We start from the raw sequence: 19,334 nt of genomic DNA on the forward strand, positions 1-19,334 counted from the left end.
CCGGGCGGTTGCGATGTCCGCCTCGCAGTCCGTTTTAAAGGCACATCGTTACCGGTGAGTTATCGAGACCTTAAGCAAATCTAAATTTGCCGGCTGTCTGTCAAAGAATGGCACTAATAATCCTTTGAAAGCAGTAGCTTAGGTTCGATCGCCGCGCAGGAAATTAATAATGCCGGAAAAATCGGCGCCAGCATTCCCTTGGGCGTTGAACAGCGCGTAGAGCTGCGTCGCCTCGGCGCCCAAAGGCGTCACTGCGCCTGCGCCCTGCGCGGCTTCCTGCGACAGTTTCAGGTCCTTCAGCATCAGCGCAGCGGCAAAGCCCGGCTTGTAGTCGCGGTTCGCGGGTGAAGCCGGAACGGGACCTGGCACCGGGCAGTAGGTGGTGAGCGACCAGCATTGGCCGGAAGAGGTGGAGGCCACATCGAACAGCGCCTGATGCGACAGGCCAAGCTTCTCGGCCAGCACGAAGGCCTCGGCGACGCCGATCATCGAGATGCCGAGGATCATGTTGTTGCAGATCTTGGCGGCCTGGCCGGCGCCGTCGCCGCCGCAATGGACGATGCGGCCGGCCATCGGCTTCAGGATCGGTTCGGCGGCGGCAAAAGCCTCGTTGGATCCGCCGGCCATGAAGGTCAGCGTGCCGGCGGTGGCGCCGCCGGTGCCGCCTGAGACAGGCGCGTCGATCGAGGGCAGGCCGTGCCTGGCTGCAATCGCATGCGCCTTGCGCGCCGATTCGACATCGATGGTCGAGGAATCGATCAGCAATGCGCCTTTCTTTGCCTTCGACGCGATGTCCTCATAAACCGACAGCACATGCTTGCCGGCGGGAAGCATGGTGATGACCACATCGGCGTCCTTCACCGCGGCGACGGCGTTCGCCATCACTGTCACGCCGTGTTCTTTCGCGACTGTAAGATTCTCGGGCACGAGGTCGAAGCCCAGCACCGCATGGCCCGCCTTGACCAGATTGGCGGCCATTGGATTGCCCATGTTGCCGAGGCCGATGAAGGCAATGGTGGTCATTGTTTCCTCCCGAAAATGTCTGCTTTCAGCGGCCTATCAGCGTGCGTGCGATGATGACGCGCATGATCTCGTTGGTGCCTTCGAGGATCTGGTGGACGCGCAGATCCCGCACCAGCTTCTCGATGCCGTAATCGTGCAGATAGCCGTAGCCGCCATGCAGTTGCAGCGCTTCGTTAGCAACATTGAAGCCGATGTCGGTGACGAAGCGCTTGGCCATCGCCGACCATTTGCCGGCATCGGGCGCCTTGCGGTCGAGCTTCGAGGCGGCGGCGTAGAGAAAGATGCGGGCGGCCTGCAGCTCAGTCTCCATGTCGGCCAGCCTGAACTGCAGTGCCTGGAACTGGTTGATCTTGGAGCCGAAGGCCTTGCGCTCGCTCGTGTAGGTCAGCGCCTTGTCGAGCGCCGATTGTGCGCCGCCCAGCGAGCATGCGGCGATGTTGAGCCGGCCGCCGTCGAGCCCGGCCATGGCGATGCCGAAGCCCGCGCCTTCCGTTGCAAGCAGGTTCTCGGCCGGCACCTTGCAGTCCTCGAAGATCACCTGGCGGGTGGACTGCATGTGCCAGCCCATCTTGTGCTCGTTGGCGCCGAAGGAGAGGCCCGGCGCATCCTTGGGCACGACGAGGGTCGAGATGCCTTTCGGTCCGTCGCCGCCGGTGCGCGCCATCACGACATAGAGGTCGCTGTCGCCGGCGCCCGAGATGAACTGCTTGGCGCCGTTCAAGACATAGTCGCCACCGCTTTTCACCGCCCGCGTCTTCAGCGCAGCGGCATCCGAGCCCGAGCCGGGTTCGGTCAGACAATAGCTCGCCAGCCATTCCATCGAGGTCAGCTTCGGCAGAAAGCGTTGGCGCTGCTCGTCGCTGCCGAAGCGGTCGATCATCGAGGCGGCCATGTTGTGGATCGAGATAAACGATGAGAAGGCCGGATCTGCGTGGGCCAGCGCCTCGAAGATCAGCACCGCATCGAGACGCCCGAGCGCCGAGCCGCCGACATCATCGCGGACATAGATGCCGCCGAGGCCGAGAGGTCCGGTCTCGCGGATCACATCGGCGGGAAAGTGTTTGGCCCGGTCCCAGTCGAGCGCATTCGGCGCGACACGGTCTGCCGCGAAGGCCTGAGCCATCTCCTGGATGGCGCGCTGCTCCTCGGTGAGTTCGAATTGGCCAGTGCCCGCATCGACTGCCGCGTCCATGGCGTGCTCCCTGTCGTTTCAGGCCTTGTGGCCTGTCGTTTTTGGCTTTGCGCAGCGACCAATCTAGACCAATGATGCCGCCGCGCAACCCGGCGCCCTGCGGACCGGCTGTGCATGGATTGATCAACGGAGCCCGGCGTGCCGACAGTTTTCGATGAGTTGCTGGACCGGTTCCACCTCTATCTCGCCGGCGTCGACAGCGATCTGATCGCGGACGCGGTCGCGCGCATCGATTGGCACATGCCCTCTCGCCCGCTCGAACCGCGCTCGCTCGGCTGCGTACGCCATCTCGATCGCATCACGGAGCTTGCGCCGCCGGACATCAGGCCGCTGGCGCAGTTCGCGGCCGATCACCGGAACGAGTTGCGCTGGGGGCAGACCTACACGGCCGCCGATTTCGGCCAGGCTTTCATCGACAATTACGGCTGGCTGGAGGTTTTCGGCACGCGCGGGCATTTCGTCAACGACGCGGTCGCGGCCGGCCTGCTGATCCTCGGGCCCGACATCGTCTACCCCGACCATCATCTCATCGCCGAAGAGATCTATATTCCGCTGACCGGTGGCACCGAGTGGCGCATGGGTGAGGGCGACTTTCACGTTCGCGAGGCCGGCGAAGTCGTCTATCACGCATCCAATGTCAGTCACGCCATGCGCACCGGCAAGGAGCCGCTGATGGCGCTCTATGTCTGGCGCGGCGGACCGTTGGCGCAGAAGTCGACTATTGGCGGCGCCGGGGGCAGGGGCTGATGGCCAAAGCGATCATGCTGCAGGGCACCGGCTCGGATGTCGGCAAGACCGTGCTGGTGGCGGGGCTCTGCCGGGCCGCGAGAAAACGCGGGCTGAAGGTCAGGCCGTTCAAGCCGCAGAACATGTCGAACAATGCCGCCGTCGCCGACATTCCCGGCGACGACAAAGCCGGCGGCGGCGAGATCGGCCGTGGGCAATGGCTGCAGGCGCTGGCCTGCGGAGTGACGCCGACCGTGCACATGAACCCGGTGCTGCTCAAGCCGCAAAGCGATATCGGCTCGCAAGTGGTGGTGCAGGGCAAGGTGTTCGGCGAGGCACGGGCGCGCGACTATCAGGCGATGAAGGCCCGGCTGATGGATGCGGTGCTGGAGTCCTGGGCGAAGGTCGGCGAGGGCGCCGACCTGGTCATCGTCGAAGGCGCCGGCTCGCCCGCCGAGATCAATCTCAGGAGCCGAGACATGGCCAATATGGGCTTCGCGACGCGCGCCAATGTGCCGGTGATCTTGGTCGGCGACATCGACCGCGGCGGCGTCATCGCCTCGGTCGCCGGCACGCATCTGATCCTGCCGGAGGCAGACCGGCGCATGATCGCCGGCTATCTCATCAACAAGTTCCGCGGCGACGTTTCGCTGTTCGACGACGGCATAAGCGCGATCGAGAAATTCACCGGCTGGCCGTGCTTCGGCGTGGTTCCCTGGCTGAAGGCTGCTGCGCGCCTGCCGTCGGAAGATTCGGTCGTGCTCGAGCGTCTCGCTTCCGGCGAGAAGCGCGCGCTGAAGGTGGCGGTGCCGATGCTGGCGCGCATCGCCAATTTCGACGACCTCGACCCGCTCAAGGCCGAGCCGCAGGTCGAGGTGGTGTTCGTGCCGCCGGGCAAGAGGCTGCCGGAGGACGCCGGGCTGGTGGTCATTCCCGGCTCGAAGTCGACGATCGGCGATCTGACAAGATTCCGCGAGAATGGCTGGGATCGCGATCTTGCCGCTCATCGCAAGCGCGGCGGCCATGTCGTCGGCATCTGCGGCGGCTATCAGATGCTCGGCCGCATGGTGCGCGATCCCGAAGGCATCGAAGGCAGCGTCACCGAGGCCGAAGGCCTCGGTCTGCTCGACATCGAAACGGTGATGGAGCCGGAAAAGACGGTGCGCAATTCAAGCGCCCGTTCGGTGCAGTTCGGCCTGCCGCTCGAAGGCTATGAGATCCATCTCGGCCGCACCACCGGTCCGGACACGGCGCGGCCGTCAGCGATCATCAACGGCGTCGAGGACGGCGCGGTCTCCGCCGACGGCAAGGTGATCGGAACCTACCTGCACGGGCTGTTCTCCGCCGACGCTTTCCGTGCCGCGTATTTGAAGAGCCTGGGCGTCAGCGGCGGCGGCATCGACTACCGCGCCGATGTCGAGAAGGCGCTGGACGAGGTCGCGGCGGAGCTGGAGAGGCATCTCGACTGCGACGCGATTTTCGCCCTGGCGCGATAGGCTTCTCACCAAATACGTTTGAACTTGGTGAAGACGCTCATCGGGTTCGTCATTCTATGGCGAAGCAAGGAGCGAAGCGACGCGCGCAGACCATTGAATCCATGCCGTGACGTCAAGGCGTTGCAACGGTGCAGAATTCTGCTCCGCTGCGCCCTTCGATCAAGGTCACGGAATGGATCCTCGGGTCTCCTCCTGCTTCGCCCGTGGATGACGAAGTTGGGCTGCTTTCGCTAACCTCGAGCGCCGTCGATGAGGCCTCACGCCTTCTCGCCGGCTTTCGGCCAGTAAGTGCCGAAGGACCAGACATTGCCCTCCGGGTCGAGGCAGATGAACTCGCGGCTGCCGTAGTCACGGTCGACCAGCGCCTGGATGATTTTGGCGCCGGCCTTCTTGGCTTTGGCATAGGCGGCGTCGGCATCGTCGACGGCGACGTAGATCGACTTGCCGCCACCGCCGCCCGGCTCGCCGACCATCTTGCCGTAGTCGTCGTCGCGCGCCGTGCCCAGCATGATCATCGAGGAGGCGAAGGTCAGCTCTGCATGATGGACGATATCGCCATCGCCATAGCGGGCACGCACTTCGAAGCCGAACGCATCGCGGAGCCAGTCGATCATCTGGGCCGCGTTCCTGTAGCGTAAGGCGGGATAGATGCGAGGTGCTTCCGTTGCCGTGGGCATGACAAACTCCCTGATGACTTGATGGAAGCCAATCTCAGGCTAAAGCGTTCCGGCGTCTTGAAGAAATGTTACCTGGTCGGGGCGAGAGCCTATGCCAGCGCGGCGAGCGCGGTCGGCGTTTCGCCGGCAAGTTGGCGGAACTCGCGAACCAGATGCGCCTGGTCGGCATAGCCGCAATCGGCGGCGATGCCGGCCCAGTCATCGTCCTGCCGCTTCGACAGGGAAAGCGCGCGGTTGAAGCGCACGATGCGTGACAATGTCTTCGGGCCGATGCCGATCGCGTCGGTGAATTTGGCCGCGAGATGCTTGCGGCTCCAGCCGATCTCGCCGGCGATCGCGGAAACGCGGGTGCGGCCGCCCGATGCAATGACCGTCCTATAGGCCCAGGCGATTTCCGGCGACAACGCATTTGCCTCCGCAAGGCGGCCGGCGATGAAGCCTTCGGCTATGTCGAAGCGCGTGTCCCAATCCGACGCTTCGCCGAGCCGTTCGCGCAATGCGATGCCGTCAAAGCCCAGCGCATCGTCCAACCCGACCATGCGGTCCCGCAACTCGCTCATCGGCAGGCCGAAGAATTGCCTGGCGCCCAGCGGCGTGAAATTGACCTGGACGCAGCAGGCGCCGCCGAAGGATTCGATCATGACCGGCCCGGCATAGAGGCCGGCGGCGAAGCTGGCGTAGCGGTCATTGTCGCCTGGGCTGCGGCCGAGCCCGATCGCAAAGGCCTCGGCGAAGCTGATCACCAGCGGCACGGTGAGCGAGGCATATTCCACGATGCGGAAATGGCCGGGCGATATCTCACGGTAGCCGCAGATATCGGTGACGATGCCGGCGAGCGACGCGGCGGGTTGGCGCCGGACCATCTCGAAATGGAGGGCCGGGGACCGATTGTCTTGTCGATGGCGCTCAGTCTCGTCAGACATCGGCCGAACCTAGCAGACCATGCCCTAGAATCAAAAGCGCCCGGCAGGGCCGGGCGCTTCGAGTTGCCAGAGATCTGCGAGTCGCTATGCGCCGCGCATCAGGCAGCCGGCGGCAAGCACGATATAGGCGATGAGCATGATCCACACCGCCGCGAGAGGAATGAACGCAAGAAGGCCGAGAGCGGCGAGAAGGCCGATGATGGCGATGACCAACGAAATGATGAACACGATCTGGGTGGGTGCACTGAGATTCATGTCTGTCCCTCCAACATGATTCGCAACACCCGAATTCTACCAGCAGGACCGTCACACACCAATCAGCTGACGTAACGGATTGGCCGGGTCGGCCAGGAGCTTGATCGCCAGCGCCACGCACACGATCACCAGCAGCGGTTTGATCAGCCGGGCGCCGATGCGGATGGCGAGGCTGGCGCCGAGGCGTGCGCCGAGGAACTGCGCCACGCCCATCATCAGACCGATCTTCCAGTAGACGACACCGACGGCGGCGAAGACGGTGAAGCCGCCGATGTTGGAGGCGAAGTTGAGCAGCTTGGTGTGCGCCGTCGCCTTGAGCACGCCGTAACCGGCGAGCGCAACGAAGGCCAGCATGAGGAATGAGCCGGTGCCCGGGCCGAACAAACCGTCATAGAAGCCAACGGCCGGCACGACCGTCAGACCGAACAGAAACGGTGACAGGCGCTCGACACGATCCACGTCGCCCATGTTGGGCTTGAACGCGAAGTAGAGCGCAATCGCGACCAGAAGAACCGGCAGCAGGGCGCGCAGGAGGTCTCCGGGCACGACCGTCGCCAGCAGGGCGCCGATGGCGCCGCCGACCAGCGCCAGCAGCGCGGAGGGGAGTTGGCGTCGCAGATTGACCTGGCCGTTGGCGGCATAGTGGATGGTGGCCGAGCCGGAGCCGAACATGCCCTGCAGCTTGTTGGTGCCGAGCGCTGCGACCGGAGAGAAACCCGCCAGAAGCAACGCCGGAATGGTGATCAGGCCGCCGCCGCCGGCGATCGAATCGACAAAGCCCGCCGCGAAAGCGGCGGCGGTGAGTATGAGGACGGTCTGCAGGGTAAGGTCGATCATCAGGCCAAGGTCAAGGCGGGGGGAGCCGCAGCTTCCATCATGCGCGCCCAGTTTGCGCAAGACCGATTTCACGCTAACAATCGAACGGAATAGCGAAGGAAGGCTAATGGCGATGGCGCTGCTTGATCAGATACGCTCGATCTTCGAGGGCGACCCGGGGGTGCGCAAGGTGGCGGACGATCCGGTGCTGTCGGCGGAGCTTCTGATGCTGTTCCGCATGATCCTGGCCGACGGGTCGGTTTCGGAGAGCGAGATGGTCACCTTCCGGCGCATCTGCAGGGAAGCCTTCGGCATTCAAGAATCCTCGATCGACAGCGTCATCGAATATCTCAACGACTATGGCTACGAGACCAACGGCTCGCAGGCGGTCGCGCTGTTCCGCGACCTCGATGTCGAGCGGCGCAAACTGCTCGCCCGACACATGGCCGAAATCGCCAAGGCGGATTCCAAGCTGGCGGAGAGCGAGGTGAAGCTTCTGCGCCGCACGCTCGACCTGCTCGGCATCAGCCCGGTTGATTTGGTCAAGCCGGAAAGCTGAGGACCGGCGGTCGGCCGGGTCTCCGCTGCTTCGCAGCGTCCCGGCGCTCGCTGTCGGCGCGGTGCGAACCGGCTGCTCACCCTTGTTCCTGCATGCGCCGCGTGATCGCGCGGTGAAGATCGGGCGCCGCCGCGACCAGTGCCTGCGCCGCTTCCGAGCGTGGGTTGTCGAGCACGTCGGCGGTCCGACCGCGCTCGATGATCTTGCCCTCCTGCATGACCAGCACCTCGTCCGACATGGCGCGAGCCACCGTCAGGTCGTGGGTGATGAAGAGATAGGCGATGCCGAGCTTCTGGTTGAGTTCGGCGAAGAGATCGAGGATCTGGGCGCGGATCGAGACATCCAGCGCCGAGACTGGCTCGTCGGCGACGACCAGTTTCGGGCGGGTGATGATGGCGCGGGCGATCGACAGGCGCTGGCGCTGGCCGCCCGAGAATTCATGCGGGTATTTGTCCATGTCGCGCGGACCGAGCCCGACTTCGTCGAGCGCGTGCGCGACCATCTCGCGGCGCTCGGCCCTGGTCGGCTGCTTCTCCAGAAGATGCAGCGGTTCGGCGACCAGCCTCTCGACCTTCTGGCGCGGATCGAAGGAGCCGTAGGGATCCTGGAACACCACCTGCATGTCGCGCCGTGCCGGTCTTAGCGCTGCCTCCGCCTTGCCGGTGATGGTCTCGCCGCGAAAGCGGATGGCGCCGGCCGTAGGCTTGTCCAGCGCCAGGATCATGCGGGCAAGCGTGGACTTGCCGCAGCCGGAGCGCCCGACGAGCGCCACCGACTGGGCCGGCTCGATGGTCAGCGAGACCTCGTCGACGGCGCGGATCGACGCTGCCGGTCGGAACAAGGATTTGCGTCGCCCCGGATAATCCCGGCTGACGCTCTCAACTTCGAGCAGCGGCTTGGCGGAGCCGGCAAGGTGGGTTTTCGGACGCGCCGGCACGTGCATCGAGGCTAGCGCCAGCTCGCGCGTGTAGAAGTGGAGCTGCTCCGACAGCGTGCGCGCGGTGTCGCCGGCTTCCGTCACCTCGCCGCGGCGCAGGATGGTCAGGCGGTCAGACATTTCGGTCACCACCGCCAGGTCGTGCGAAATGAGCAAAAGGCCCATGCGGTTCTCGCTGACCAGGTCGCGCAGCAGGTCGAGTATCTGCGCCTGCAGCACCACATCGAGCGCCGTCGTCGGCTCGTCGGCGATCAAGAGCTTTGGCTTGAGCGCGCAGGCGATCGCAATGACGACGCGCTGGCGCTGGCCGCCGGACAGTTCATGCGGGTAGCGCGACAGCGGGAATCTTGTCTCCGGCAGACCGACCCGGTCCAGGATTTTTCGTGCGTGTTCCTCTGCCTCGGCGCGGCCAGCCTTGGTGTGCCAGCGAATGCCTTCGGCCACCTGCTCGCCGATCGTCTTGACCGGATTGAGCGCCGTCATCGGTTCCTGGAAGACCATGCCGATATCATCGCCGCGCAGCGCGCACATCTGGTCCTCGCTCGCGCCGAGGATATCGATGCCGTCGAAGGTGACGCGGCCGCTGGCTTGGGCCAGATGCGGCAGCAGCCGCATGATTGTCAGCGCCGTCATCGATTTGCCGGAGCCCGATTCGCCGACCAGACCGACCACTTCGCCGGGCGCGATCGCAAGATCGACTTCCTTCAGGATCGGCGTCCCGCCGATCGACAGCGACAGGTTCTCGATATCGAGCAGGCTCATCGCTGCCGCCGCGATTTCGGATCGAGTATGTCGGCGATGCCGTCGCCGAGCAGGTTTAGCCCCAGCACGGTGACGACGATCGCCATACCGGGAAAGATCGCCATCCAGGGCGCCGTCACCATACGCGTCTGCGCGTCGAACAGCATGCGGCCCCAACTCGGCATCGGCGGCTGCGCGCCAAGGCCGACATAGGAAAGACCGGCTTCGGCGAGGATGCCCAGCGCAAACTGGATGGTGCCCTGGACGAGCAGCAGGGTCGCGATGTTGGGCAGGATGTGCTCGACCGTGATCTCGGTCATGCCCTTGCCGGCGGCGCGCGCGGCAAGGATGAATTCGCGCGGCCAGATCGCCAGCGCGCCGGCGCGGGCGACGCGGGCGAAGACCGGGATGTTGAAGATGCCGATGGCGATGATGGCGTTGACGGCGCCGGGGCCGAAGATGGCGGTGATCATGATCGCCGAAAGCAGCGCCGGGAAGGCGAAGACGAGGTCGTTGACGCGCATCAGAGCCTCGTCGGCGATGCCGCCGCGCGCGGCGGCAAAGGCGCCGAGCGGCACGCCTACGCCCATGCCGATGCCGACCGCAACCAGCGCCACGGCAATCGAGTTGCGGGCGCCGACCATGATCATCGACAGGATGTCGCGGCCAAAATGATCGGTGCCGAACCAGTGCGCCGCCGAGGGCGCCTGCGTCTTGTCGGCGATCACCAGCCTGGTGACGTCATAGGGCGTCCAGACAAAGGAAAGCAGCGCGACCGCGGCCACCAGCAGCGTGATGACGAAGCCGATGAGGAACGAGCGGTTGCCGAAGGCCTTGGCCAGGACGCCGGCGAAGGTTTCCTCTGGCAGCTCGATGCGCATCGTCATTGCCGGCCTCTCAGCCGCGGATCGACGACCGCATAGGAGAAATCGACCAGCAGGTTGACGACGATGACGGCCGCGACCAAGAGCATGACGACGCTCTCGACGACGATCAGGTCGCGCTGGGTGATCGCCTGGAACACCAGCCGACCGAGCCCCGGCAGGTAGAAGACATTCTCGATGATAATGGTGCCGGCAAGCAGGAAGGCGAATTGCAGGCCGAGTATGGTGAGCACCGGGATCATGGCGTTGCGCAGCGCATGGCGCCAGAGCACGGCGCGGTAGGGCAGGCCCTTGGCGCGCGCGGTGCGGATATAGTCCTCGTTGAGCACCTCGATCAGCGCCGAGCGGGCGACGCGCGCCAGGATCGCGGCCTGCGGCAGCGCCAGCGCGACGGCCGGCAGCAGCAACGACTTCAGCGCTGGCCAGACGCCTGCATTCCAGCCAGGAAAACCGCCGGCCGGCACCAGCCGCAGCCACACGGCGAAGAGGTAGATCAGCATCAGCGCGAACCAGAAGTTCGGCACGGCGACGCCAAGCTGGGCTGCTCCCATGGCAAGTGTGTCGCCGGCCCGGCCTTGCCGGCTGGCGGAAAACAGCCCGACCGGAATGGCAATGACCGTCGAGAGCGCCAGCGCGATCAGCGCCAGCGGCAGAGAGACCACGACGCGTTCACGCACAAGATCAACGACGGGCACCGAATAGGTATAGGAGCGGCCGAAATCGAGGCTGAGCAATCCGCCCGCCCAGTGCAGGTAGCGCAGGGCAAGCGGCGCGTTGAGCCCCATCTGGTTGCGCAAGAGCTCAACCTGGTCAGCGCTGGCGTTGAAGCCCAGCATCAGACGCGCCGGGTCGCCGGGCAGGATTTCCATCACCGCAAACACCACCATCGAGGCCAGCACCAGCGTGACGGCCGCGATGATGAGGCGTTTTGCGAGGTAGGCGGTCATCGGAGGCGACCGGGGGATCGCACCGGCCGTCAGTCCGTCCACTTCACCTTGGTAAGGTCGTTGGCTTGGATCGGCGCGTTCTCCCACAGGCCCTGCAGCTTGGCGTCCCAGACGCCGACCTTCGGCAGTTCGTAGAGGAAGCCGACGACGGCGTCGTCGGCAAGGATCTTCTGCGCTTCGCCGAGCAGTTCCTTGCGCTTGGCTTCGTCCGAGGTGAGGTTGAGGCTGGCGATGATCTTGTCGAAGGTCGGGTTGTCGTAATTGAAGTAATAATCCTTGCGCGAATAGATATCGATGTCGTTGGGCTCGGTGTGGGAGACGATGGTCAGGTCGTAGTCTTTCTTGGTGAAGACCTGATCCAGCCACTGCGCCCATTCGACCGGAATAATCTCCAGGTCGATGCCGACATCGCGCAGCTCGGAGGCGATGATTTCGCCGCCAAGCCGCGCATAGGAAGGCGGCGGCAGCTTCAGCGTCGCCTTGAAGCCGTTTTCGAGGCCGGCCTCCTTCAGCAGTTCCTTGGCTTTGGCGACATTGTGCGGATAGAGGCCGGTGAGATCAACGTAGTCCTTGTTGGCGGGCGACATGTGCGAGCCGATCGGCACGCCGAGACCGGCCGAAGCGCCGTCGATGATCGCCTTGCGGTCGAGCGCATAGGAGATCGCTTGTCTCACCTGCAGCTTGTCGAAGGGCGGCTTCTTGTTGTTGATCGAGAGGATGGTTTCGCCTTCCGTCGCGCCGATCACCACATGGAAACGCGGGTCGTCCTTGACCTGGGAGACGCTGTCGGGATCGAAGAAGGGGAAGGCTTGGATGTCGCCGGAAAGCAGCGCCGGCACGGCGGCGGCGGCGTCAGGCACGATGCGGAACTCGACCTTGTCGAGGGAGACAGGCGCCCCCCAGTAATTGTCCGACTTCACCAGCGTGATCGAGGAGCCCTTGGCCCAGCCCTGGAACTTGAAGGGACCGGTGCCGATCGGCTTTTCCTTGTTGGTGTCGGCGGATTTCGGCGACACGATCACCGCGTCGCCCCAGCCCATATTGTAGAGGAATGATCCCTGCGGATTCTTCAGCGTCACCTTGACGGTCGCCGGGTCGACCACGTCGACCTTGTCGATCTGCGCGAACAGACCTTTCTGGGCATTGACCGAATTGTCGGCGCGGGCGCGGTCGAGCGAGAATTTCACGTCGTCGGCGCCGAAGTCGCTGCCGTCATGGAATTTGACGCCGGTGTGCAGCTTGAAGGTGTAAGTCTTGCCGTCATCCGAGATGGTCCAGCTTTCGGCGAGGTCGGGCAGCACCTCGCCGTTCGGGCCGATACGGGTAAGACCCTCGAAGACATTGGCATAGAGCACTTCGTCGATCGCCGCCGCGGCGCCCGCGGTCGGGTCGAGATGCGGGGGCTCGAGCGGAATGCCGATGACGAGATCGGTGCGCGCGGCAAAGGCCGACGTGGCGGCAGCGAGCGACAGCACGGCCGCGGCCAGAATGGTCTTCCACAATTTCATCGCTGAACTCCCATTTGCTTAAATTCGCGCAAACCCGGCGAATAGAAGCGTGATTTGGCCCGCGAGTAAATTGCGTTTCGTGCTGCCGGGCGGCGCCAAGGGAAATGTTTTTCCGGATCAGCCGGTCGTGCCGCGCAGCAGCACGTTGAGGCCGATCGCCATCACCTTGGCCGATTCCACCATGTCGGCGATGCCAACCCATTCGTCCGGCCGATGAGCAAGGTCGAGGATGCCGGGGCCGTAGGCGATGCAGTCGTAGATATGGCCGATGCGGGCGACGTGCTTCTGGTCATAGGTGCCGGGCGAGATCACATAATCCGGTTCGCGGTCGAAGACCTCCATGATGCCCTTGGCCACGGCCTTGACCACCGGCGCGTCGCGCTCGGTCATCAGCGGCAGCACCTCCATCAGGTCGCGGATCTCGTAATCGAACTTCTTCCGCTCGCGCTTCAGCCGTTCGAGGATGCCGGTGACTTCGCCTTTGACGGTTGCGAGGTCTTCCTCGAGCAGGAAGCGGCGGTCGATCGTCAGCCGGCAGGAATCGGGCACGTTGGGCGAGGGGAGCCCTGGCCGGAAATCCTCGGTCTGGCCGCCATGGATGGAGTTGATGTTCATGGTCGAGCGCCGGGCGCCCTCGGGCACCACCGGCATGCGCGTCATCTTGCGGTCGAGCGCCGGGAAAAGCTCGTCCTCGAAGGCCTGCAGCACGGCGCCCATATGGCGCACGGCGTTGTCGCCAAGGAAAGGCATCGAGCCATGCGCGATCTCGCCCTTGGTCTCGATCTCGGCCCACCAGACGCCGCGATGACCAAGGCAGATCCGGTCCTTGTTCAGCGGCTCGGGAATGATGACGTGGTCGACCTTCGGCCTGGAGAAGTAGCCCAGCTTCGCCAGATGCGCGACGCCGCCGAAGCCGCCGGACTCCTCGTCGACCGTGCCCGATATCTCGATGGCGCCGGGAAATTCGGGATAGACCTGCATGAAAGCTTCCGCGGCGATGACCGAAGCGGCGAGCCCGCCCTTCATGTCGCAAGCACCGCGGCCATAGACCCGGCCGCCCTTCACCACTCCCGCAAAAGGATCGACGGTCCAGCCGTCGCCGGCCTCGACGACATCGATGTGCGAGTTGAAGTGGACGCAAGCGCCCGGCGCGCGGCCATCGAAACGGGCGACGACATTGACGCGCGGGTAGCGGTCGGTATCGCCGGGCGCGCCCTCGGCGCGAATGAACTCGGTTTCAAAGCCGAGCTTCTTGAGGCGCGCGCCAAGATACTCGGCGCATGGCCGATAGGCCTCGCCTGGCGGATTGACGGTCGGAAAGCGGATCAGGTCGGCGGTCAGCGCGACCAGGTCGTCGACCCGGTCATCGACGGCCCGAAGCAGCAGTTCATTCATCCGATGGATTGAAAGAGGAACGCGGTGGTTTTGCAAGCGGCCTCTGGCTCGCCGTCAAACAATAATCGGGTCAAACAATAATCGGAGCCAAACAATGATCAGGGCAGGCTCAACGGGTTAAACCGTCGAGAGTGCGTGCCGCACCGGCAACCATGGCGGGAAAATCGTTCAAATTCGCAGCATCGGATTGGCGGATTCGTCAACGAGTGTGTGGTATTTAACGCACCTGCGGGCAAAATGATGGAAAAAAACCGCGTGACGGCAAGGGGCAATCGAAGGGGTTTGATCGCATGAAAAAGTCCGTTCTCATGGCAGCCGTGCTGGCGAGCACGTTGCTCGGCACGCCGATCGCAAGTCGGGCGGCCTCGCTGGTCGCCAACATCGACGTGTCGTCGCAGACGATGACCGTCAGCAAATACGGCCAGGTGCTTTATCGTTGGAGCGTGTCGACGGCGCGCAAGGGCTACTTCACGCCGCGCGGCAGCTATAGGCCGCAATGGACAGCCCGGATGTGGTACTCGCGCAAATACGAGATGTCGCCGATGCCCTATTCGGTGTTTTTCCGCGGCGGTTATGCCATCCACGGCACGGGCGCAGTGAGGTATCTCGGACGCCCAGCCTCACATGGCTGCGTGCGCCTGCATACGGCCAACGCGGCGACCTTCTATTCGATGGTGAAGGAAGTCGGCTACGGCAACACGCGGATCGTCGTGACCGACTGAAAACGGGCCGGGAGAGGTTCGCCGATGGTCGCAGGCAGAAATTGCTGCCTGCGCGCCTGCCCCTTTTCGGAGCGTTGCAGCAAAGCCTCACATACTTAGAAAAACAACAGCTTATGCTGCCTTCACTATTGCGTAAGCTGGCCTTCACTACGCGGCAATGGTAAGCGAAGACGGCTTGGGGAACTATGATGTATCGATTCCTTTTGGGCGCCGCGATCGCGGCAACCGCAACTTCGGCTTTTGCTGCCGATGCGCCAGTCGTTTTGGACCAGGAACTCGCACAACCGCATATCTCCGGCTACGGGGAGGTATATCTCGGCGGAATCTATTTCGCGACTCCCGGGGACGATGCAAACGGCACCACTGCCGGTGGCGCCGCTCGGATCAATTTCCCGATCGATGCCCGCTGGAACATCCAGACCGACGCCGTTATCGATTCGATTTGGATCGAAGGCACCAACATCTACAGCTACGGCGGCGCCATCCATGGCTACTGGCGCGATCCAAGCAGCTATGCGCTGGGCGGATTTGCGACGATCACCGGATATGGCGGCGATGAGTTTGGCGACGAAGATCTCTATACCTTCACGGTAGGTCCCGAAGCCCAAGCCTATTTCGGCAACGTGACGGTTTACGGCCAGGTCTACTACGGACAGTTGCGGGCCAGCGGCGAGTCCGAACATTTCGACAATTGGGGCGGCCGTGGGATCGTGCGGTATTTCGCGCAGGACGATCTGCGTTTCGACGGTGAACTCGGCTTCTCGCGGCTGTCCGGCTTTGGCGAGCATTTCGACACCGTCACGGCGGCATTGCAGGCTACCTACCGGTTCTCGGGGACCCCTTGGTCGGTGTTTGGCCGCTATCAGCTGGACCACCTGACTTTCTCCGAAGCATCGGGCAGCGTAAACGTCCACAAATATGTGATCGGGCTGCGGGCAAGCTTCGGTTCGGATACATTGCTCTCCGAAGACCGCAATGGCGCGACCATGGATACCTATCGGCCCAACCTAACGATACCGTTCCTCTAGGAATTGCTCGGCCAGTTCAGCTAGCCTGGATCAAAGCCGCGAAGCGTGATCTTCGCGGCTTTTCCTTGTGCAGACATCGGCGCTGTTGTGCCCGGGCTGGGTTGATCAAGCCGGAGAACGGCGCTGAGCGCCTGATGCCGCCCGAAGGCTCAGCTGACCTCTCTGGCCTGCCCACGCCGTTTGCGGCGGCGGCCGCTCATCTCCCAGCGCTTGTGGAACCACATCCACTGTCCGGGATCCTCGCGCACCCAACGCTCGACGACGTCGGCGAGAAGCTGTGTGGTGGCATGAACATCGACGCTGCCGCCTTCGGTGCGCGGCAAGATGAGCTTGTCCTCGATTTCAAGGCGGAACCGGTTGCCCGGCAACCTGACACAGCGGGCCGGATAGACATCGCACTCATAGTGGCGGGCAAGCATACCCAACACCGGGTTGCTCTGGCAGGGACGGCCGAAGAAAGTCGTTTCGACGCCGTCCGTGAATTTCTGGTCGACCAGCACGCCGATGGTGCCACCCTTCTCCAGAATGGCGGCGAGAGCAAATGACGCGCCGGTCGAGGAGGGCAGCAGGCCGCCCATCGTCGAGCGGCGTGTCGAGTGGATATAGTCGGCAAGGTAGGGATTGTTGGGCGGGCGAAAGAGCGCCGTGATGTTCATGCCGAAGGTGGCGGCCGCCACCGGCAGCAACTCGAAATTGCCGAGATGGCCGGTGAACAGGATATGCGGCTTCTTCTCGCCGGCGATCTCGACGAAATGGTCGATGCCGCGAACCTCGACCCGACCCGGCTTGGCGGCGTTCGGGTCGAAATCGAAGAGGGCGTCGAGGAAGATGTACTCGGCCGCCAGCCGGGCCATGTTGCCCCACATGTCGGATGCGATGGCCTCGATCTCGGCATCGCTCTTTTCCGGATAGGCGAGGCGCAGATTGCTGACGGCCACCCGATGCCGTCCGACCAGCGGCCCGATGCGGCGGGCGACTCGGTCGGCGAAGTTGAGCGCGCTGTCCGGCGGCAAGAGACGCAGCAGACCGATCATCGCCATGGCCAGCCGCGCCACCAGCCAGTGCTCCATCTGGCGCAACCGCCGGCCATAGCGGAACATGAAGTCCCGGCGGGCTTTCTTGAGCACCTTGCCGACCATCTTTAAACGCGCAGGATGATCTTGCCGAAGACGTCGCGGCCTTCCATGCGCTTCAGCGCGGCGTCGATGTCGTCGAAGCCGACTTCGGTATCGATCACGGGGGAGACGAGTCCGGCCGCCATTTTCTGCATGGCGTCGGCCATGTTCTCCATGCGGCAGCCGAAGGAGCCGAGCAGCTTCAGTTGCTGCTGGAAAAGCTGCATCAGATTGACCTGCGTCGACACGCCCGAGGTCGAGCCGCAGGTGACGAGACGGCCGCCGCGCTTCAAGCACAGCATCGAGCCGGCAAAGGTATCGGCGCCGACGTGCTCGAAGACGACGTCGACGCCCTTCTTCTTGGTCAGCTTGCGCACGACGCCTTCGAAACGGTCCTCGCGGTAGTTGATGACATTGTCGGCGCCGAGCGCCTTCGCCTTGTCGATCTTGTCGTTCGACCCGACGGTGGTGATCACGGTGCAACCCATGCGCTTGGCCAATTGGATGGCGGCGGTGCCGATGCCGGAGCCGCCGGCATGGACAAGGATGGTCTCGCCGGGCTCGAGTCTGGCATTGTCGAACAGCATGTGCTCGACCGTGCCGAAGGTGACGGGGGCGACCGCGGCGCCGATCTCAGACACGCCGGGCGGCGCAGACACCAGCAGGCGGGCCGGCAGGTTGATCTTCTCCTGCGCGAAGCCGTCGAGATGGAAGCCGTGGACGCCGGAAACATGCTCGCAGAGATTGTCGCGGCCTTCGCGGCAGGCGCGGCAGAGCCCGCAGGTGCGCGCGCCATAGATCGACACCAACTGTCCCGGCAGGAGATTGGAAACACCTGGTCCGACCGCCTCGACCTCGCCGGAGGCCTCGGCGCCGATGACCAGCGGCAGCTTGCGCTTGGCGAAAGCCATGCCGCGCCAGCCCCAGACGTCGATATGGTTGAGCGCCACCGCCTTGATGCGGAGCGTCACTTCGCCGAGCGAAGGCGGCGGGGGAGGCGGCAGGTCCACCGTTTCAAGGCGGCGGTCCTCGATAAGTTGCAATGCGCGCATTTGGCCTGTCGGTACTTTGGAGGCGGAAAAACGTCCGCTTAGACCGGTTCCCGCGCCATGACAAGGCAGGTGTTCTGGCCGCCGAAGCCGAAGGAATTCGACAGAACCGTGCCGACTTCGGCGTTGCGCTTCTTGTTCGGCACCACGTCGAGCACGATCGCTGGATCCGGATTGTCGTAATTGATCGTCGGCGGAATGACGCTTTCGCGCATGGTCATCAGCGAGAATGCGGCCTCGACCGCGCCGGCGGCCGACAGCGTGTGGCCGATCATCGACTTGTTCGAAGAGATCGGCATCGAGCCGACCCGCTCGCCGAACACGGTCGACAGCGACAGGTGCTCCATCTTGTCGTTTTCCGGCGTCGAGGTGCCGTGCGCGTTGACGTAGTCGATCTCGTCCTCGCTCAAGCCGGCATCGGCAAGGGCGGCGCGCACCGTGGCGATCGCCGGCGAGGCATCGGGCTTGGAGCGGGTGCGGTGGAAGTCGTCGGCGCGCTCACCGCAGCCGCGCATGATGCCGAGGATGGTCGCGCCGCGGGCAAGTGCCGCCTCCAGCGATTCCAGCACCAGCGCGCCGGAACCTTCGGCAAGGACGAAGCCGTCGCGATCCTTGGAAAAGGGTTTTGAAGCCTTTTCCGGGATGTCGTTGTGGGTGGAGAGCGCCGAAAGGAGCGAAAAGCGGATCAGCGCTTCGGCCGTCGCGGATCCGTCCGCGCCGATCGACAGCGCCTTGTCGCATTCGCCGCGGCGGATCGCCTCGACGCCGAGCTGGATGGCCGTGGCGCCGGAGGCGCAAGCGGTGGACAACGTGATCGGCAGGCCGCGCGTGCCGAAGCGGTCGGCGAGGTGATCGGCGATCGAACCGAACTGTGTGGTCTCGAAGATGTCGAGCTCCTTCAGCCCGCGCGCCACCCGCAGCAACCTTTCGGCGCCATTGTCCTTCTTGTCGGAATTGTAGAGCGAGAAACGGTCGGCCCAGTCGAGCTCGACCGGCGGCGAAGCAAGAAACAGCGGCCCGCCGAAATCGCCGGAATCGAGGCCCGCTTCCGAGACCGCCTCTTGGGCGGCCGTCTCGGCAAGCTCATAGGTGAGGGGGCTGGCACCCTTGGAGCTCGACGGCAGGAAATCGACCATGCCGGAGATGCGGGTGTTCAGATGATCGACGGGGAAGCGGGTGATCGGGTGGATGCCGGATTTGCCGGAGGTCAGCGCCGCCCAGTTGTCTGCCTTGCCGACGCCCAGCGAGGTCACCACGCCGATGCCGGTCACGGCGACGACCGGCCTGCCCATGTGATCGCGGAGATTGGCCATGTTTTTGTGTGCCTCGGTCTAGAGCAAT

The 19,334-nt window shown here is 64.1% G+C and carries 19 protein-coding genes; 5 read left to right on the top strand and 14 right to left on the bottom strand.

Translation table 11 applies throughout. The features are described from left to right. Positions 1 to 138 precede the first annotated feature (138 nt). Together mmsB and EJ070_RS22505 are read right to left on the bottom strand one after the other, a co-directional pair. Positions 139 to 1,023: a 3-hydroxyisobutyrate dehydrogenase gene (gene mmsB, locus EJ070_RS22500; RefSeq protein ID WP_126093315.1), complete on the bottom strand. Its 885-nt coding sequence runs from the start codon at positions 1,021 to 1,023 to the stop codon at positions 139 to 141. A gap of 25 nt (positions 1,024 to 1,048) precedes the next feature. Continuing rightward, positions 1,049 to 2,215 (bottom strand): isobutyryl-CoA dehydrogenase, encoded by a 1,167-nt coding sequence (locus tag EJ070_RS22505; protein ID WP_126093316.1) that lies wholly within the window; start codon positions 2,213 to 2,215, stop codon positions 1,049 to 1,051. Between the two features lie 138 nt (positions 2,216 to 2,353). Between EJ070_RS22505 and EJ070_RS22510 the strand changes: the two genes are divergently transcribed. After that, complete coding sequence (locus tag EJ070_RS22510; RefSeq protein WP_126093317.1) at positions 2,354 to 2,962, top strand: dimethylsulfonioproprionate lyase family protein; 609 nt, start codon at positions 2,354 to 2,356, stop codon at positions 2,960 to 2,962. Continuing rightward, positions 2,962 to 4,437: a cobyric acid synthase gene (locus tag EJ070_RS22515; protein WP_126093318.1), complete on the top strand. Its 1,476-nt coding sequence runs from the start codon at positions 2,962 to 2,964 to the stop codon at positions 4,435 to 4,437. The genes EJ070_RS22510 and EJ070_RS22515 overlap by 1 nt, the downstream gene beginning before the upstream one ends. 257 nt (positions 4,438 to 4,694) lie before the next feature. Here EJ070_RS22515 and EJ070_RS22520 read toward each other — a convergent pair whose 3' ends face one another. From EJ070_RS22520 to EJ070_RS22535, 4 genes are all read right to left on the bottom strand, one after another. Then, positions 4,695 to 5,114, bottom strand: coding sequence for a VOC family protein (locus EJ070_RS22520; protein WP_126093319.1), 420 nt, complete (start codon positions 5,112 to 5,114; stop codon positions 4,695 to 4,697). A gap of 89 nt (positions 5,115 to 5,203) precedes the next feature. Beyond that, positions 5,204 to 6,037: a helix-turn-helix transcriptional regulator gene (locus EJ070_RS22525; protein WP_126093320.1), complete on the bottom strand. Its 834-nt coding sequence runs from the start codon at positions 6,035 to 6,037 to the stop codon at positions 5,204 to 5,206. 84 nt (positions 6,038 to 6,121) lie between these two features. Continuing rightward, positions 6,122 to 6,292, bottom strand: a complete 171-nt coding sequence (locus EJ070_RS22530) for a hypothetical protein (protein ID WP_126093321.1) — start codon at positions 6,290 to 6,292, stop codon at positions 6,122 to 6,124. 51 nt (positions 6,293 to 6,343) lie between these two features. Next, complete coding sequence (locus tag EJ070_RS22535; RefSeq protein ID WP_126093322.1) at positions 6,344 to 7,129, bottom strand: TSUP family transporter; 786 nt, start codon at positions 7,127 to 7,129, stop codon at positions 6,344 to 6,346. A gap of 106 nt (positions 7,130 to 7,235) precedes the next feature. Between EJ070_RS22535 and EJ070_RS22540 the strand changes: the two genes are divergently transcribed. After that, positions 7,236 to 7,667, top strand: a complete 432-nt coding sequence (locus EJ070_RS22540; protein WP_126093323.1) for a TerB family tellurite resistance protein — start codon at positions 7,236 to 7,238, stop codon at positions 7,665 to 7,667. Between the two features lie 76 nt (positions 7,668 to 7,743). On the opposite strand, the gene EJ070_RS22545 is transcribed toward EJ070_RS22540, so the two are convergent. The 5 genes from EJ070_RS22545 to EJ070_RS22565 form a co-directional block, all read right to left on the bottom strand. Beyond that, the gene (locus EJ070_RS22545; protein WP_126093324.1) at positions 7,744 to 9,366 is read right to left on the bottom strand and encodes a dipeptide ABC transporter ATP-binding protein; all 1,623 of its coding nucleotides are present in this window, start codon (positions 9,364 to 9,366) and stop codon (positions 7,744 to 7,746) included. Next, positions 9,363 to 10,232: an ABC transporter permease gene (locus EJ070_RS22550; RefSeq protein WP_126093325.1), complete on the bottom strand. Its 870-nt coding sequence runs from the start codon at positions 10,230 to 10,232 to the stop codon at positions 9,363 to 9,365. Before EJ070_RS22550 ends, EJ070_RS22545 begins: the two co-directional genes overlap by 4 nt. Then, on the bottom strand, positions 10,229 to 11,176 hold the full coding sequence (locus tag EJ070_RS22555) for an ABC transporter permease (RefSeq protein WP_126093326.1): 948 nt from the start codon (positions 11,174 to 11,176) through the stop codon (positions 10,229 to 10,231). Before EJ070_RS22555 ends, EJ070_RS22550 begins: the two co-directional genes overlap by 4 nt. 29 nt (positions 11,177 to 11,205) lie before the next feature. Continuing rightward, the gene (locus EJ070_RS22560; protein ID WP_126093327.1) at positions 11,206 to 12,684 is read right to left on the bottom strand and encodes an ABC transporter substrate-binding protein; all 1,479 of its coding nucleotides are present in this window, start codon (positions 12,682 to 12,684) and stop codon (positions 11,206 to 11,208) included. A gap of 117 nt (positions 12,685 to 12,801) precedes the next feature. After that, positions 12,802 to 14,079, bottom strand: a complete 1,278-nt coding sequence (locus tag EJ070_RS22565; RefSeq protein ID WP_126093328.1) for an acetylornithine deacetylase/succinyl-diaminopimelate desuccinylase family protein — start codon at positions 14,077 to 14,079, stop codon at positions 12,802 to 12,804. 290 nt (positions 14,080 to 14,369) lie between these two features. Between EJ070_RS22565 and EJ070_RS22570 the strand changes: the two genes are divergently transcribed. Further along, positions 14,370 to 14,801 carry a L,D-transpeptidase gene (locus tag EJ070_RS22570; protein WP_126093329.1) on the top strand — a complete coding sequence of 144 codons (432 nt, stop codon included), beginning with the start codon at positions 14,370 to 14,372 and terminating at the stop codon, positions 14,799 to 14,801. Positions 14,802 to 14,989: 188 nt separating this feature from the next. Continuing rightward, positions 14,990 to 15,829: a hypothetical protein gene (locus EJ070_RS22575; RefSeq protein ID WP_126093330.1), complete on the top strand. Its 840-nt coding sequence runs from the start codon at positions 14,990 to 14,992 to the stop codon at positions 15,827 to 15,829. Positions 15,830 to 15,978: 149 nt separating this feature from the next. Here the strand turns inward: EJ070_RS22575 and EJ070_RS22580 are convergent, their stop codons facing one another. The 3 genes from EJ070_RS22580 to EJ070_RS22590 are packed head-to-tail and all read right to left on the bottom strand — an operon-like array spanning position 15,979 to position 19,306. Then, a complete protein-coding gene (locus tag EJ070_RS22580; RefSeq protein ID WP_126093331.1) occupies positions 15,979 to 16,968 on the bottom strand; it encodes a lipid A biosynthesis lauroyl acyltransferase in 990 nt (329 codons plus the stop codon). A 2-nt stretch (positions 16,969 to 16,970) separates the two neighbouring features. Further along, entirely contained in the window at positions 16,971 to 17,996 is a 1,026-nt protein-coding gene (locus EJ070_RS22585; protein WP_126093332.1) for a zinc-binding dehydrogenase, read from the bottom strand. Positions 17,997 to 18,034: 38 nt separating this feature from the next. Next, positions 18,035 to 19,306 carry a beta-ketoacyl-ACP synthase gene (locus EJ070_RS22590; RefSeq protein WP_126093333.1) on the bottom strand — a complete coding sequence of 424 codons (1,272 nt, stop codon included), beginning with the start codon at positions 19,304 to 19,306 and terminating at the stop codon, positions 18,035 to 18,037. Positions 19,307 to 19,334 lie beyond the last annotated feature (28 nt).

Origin of the sequence: Mesorhizobium sp. M1E.F.Ca.ET.045.02.1.1, assembly GCF_003952485.1 — a bacterium.
In the GTDB taxonomy this organism is placed as follows: Bacteria; Pseudomonadota; Alphaproteobacteria; order Rhizobiales; family Rhizobiaceae; genus Mesorhizobium.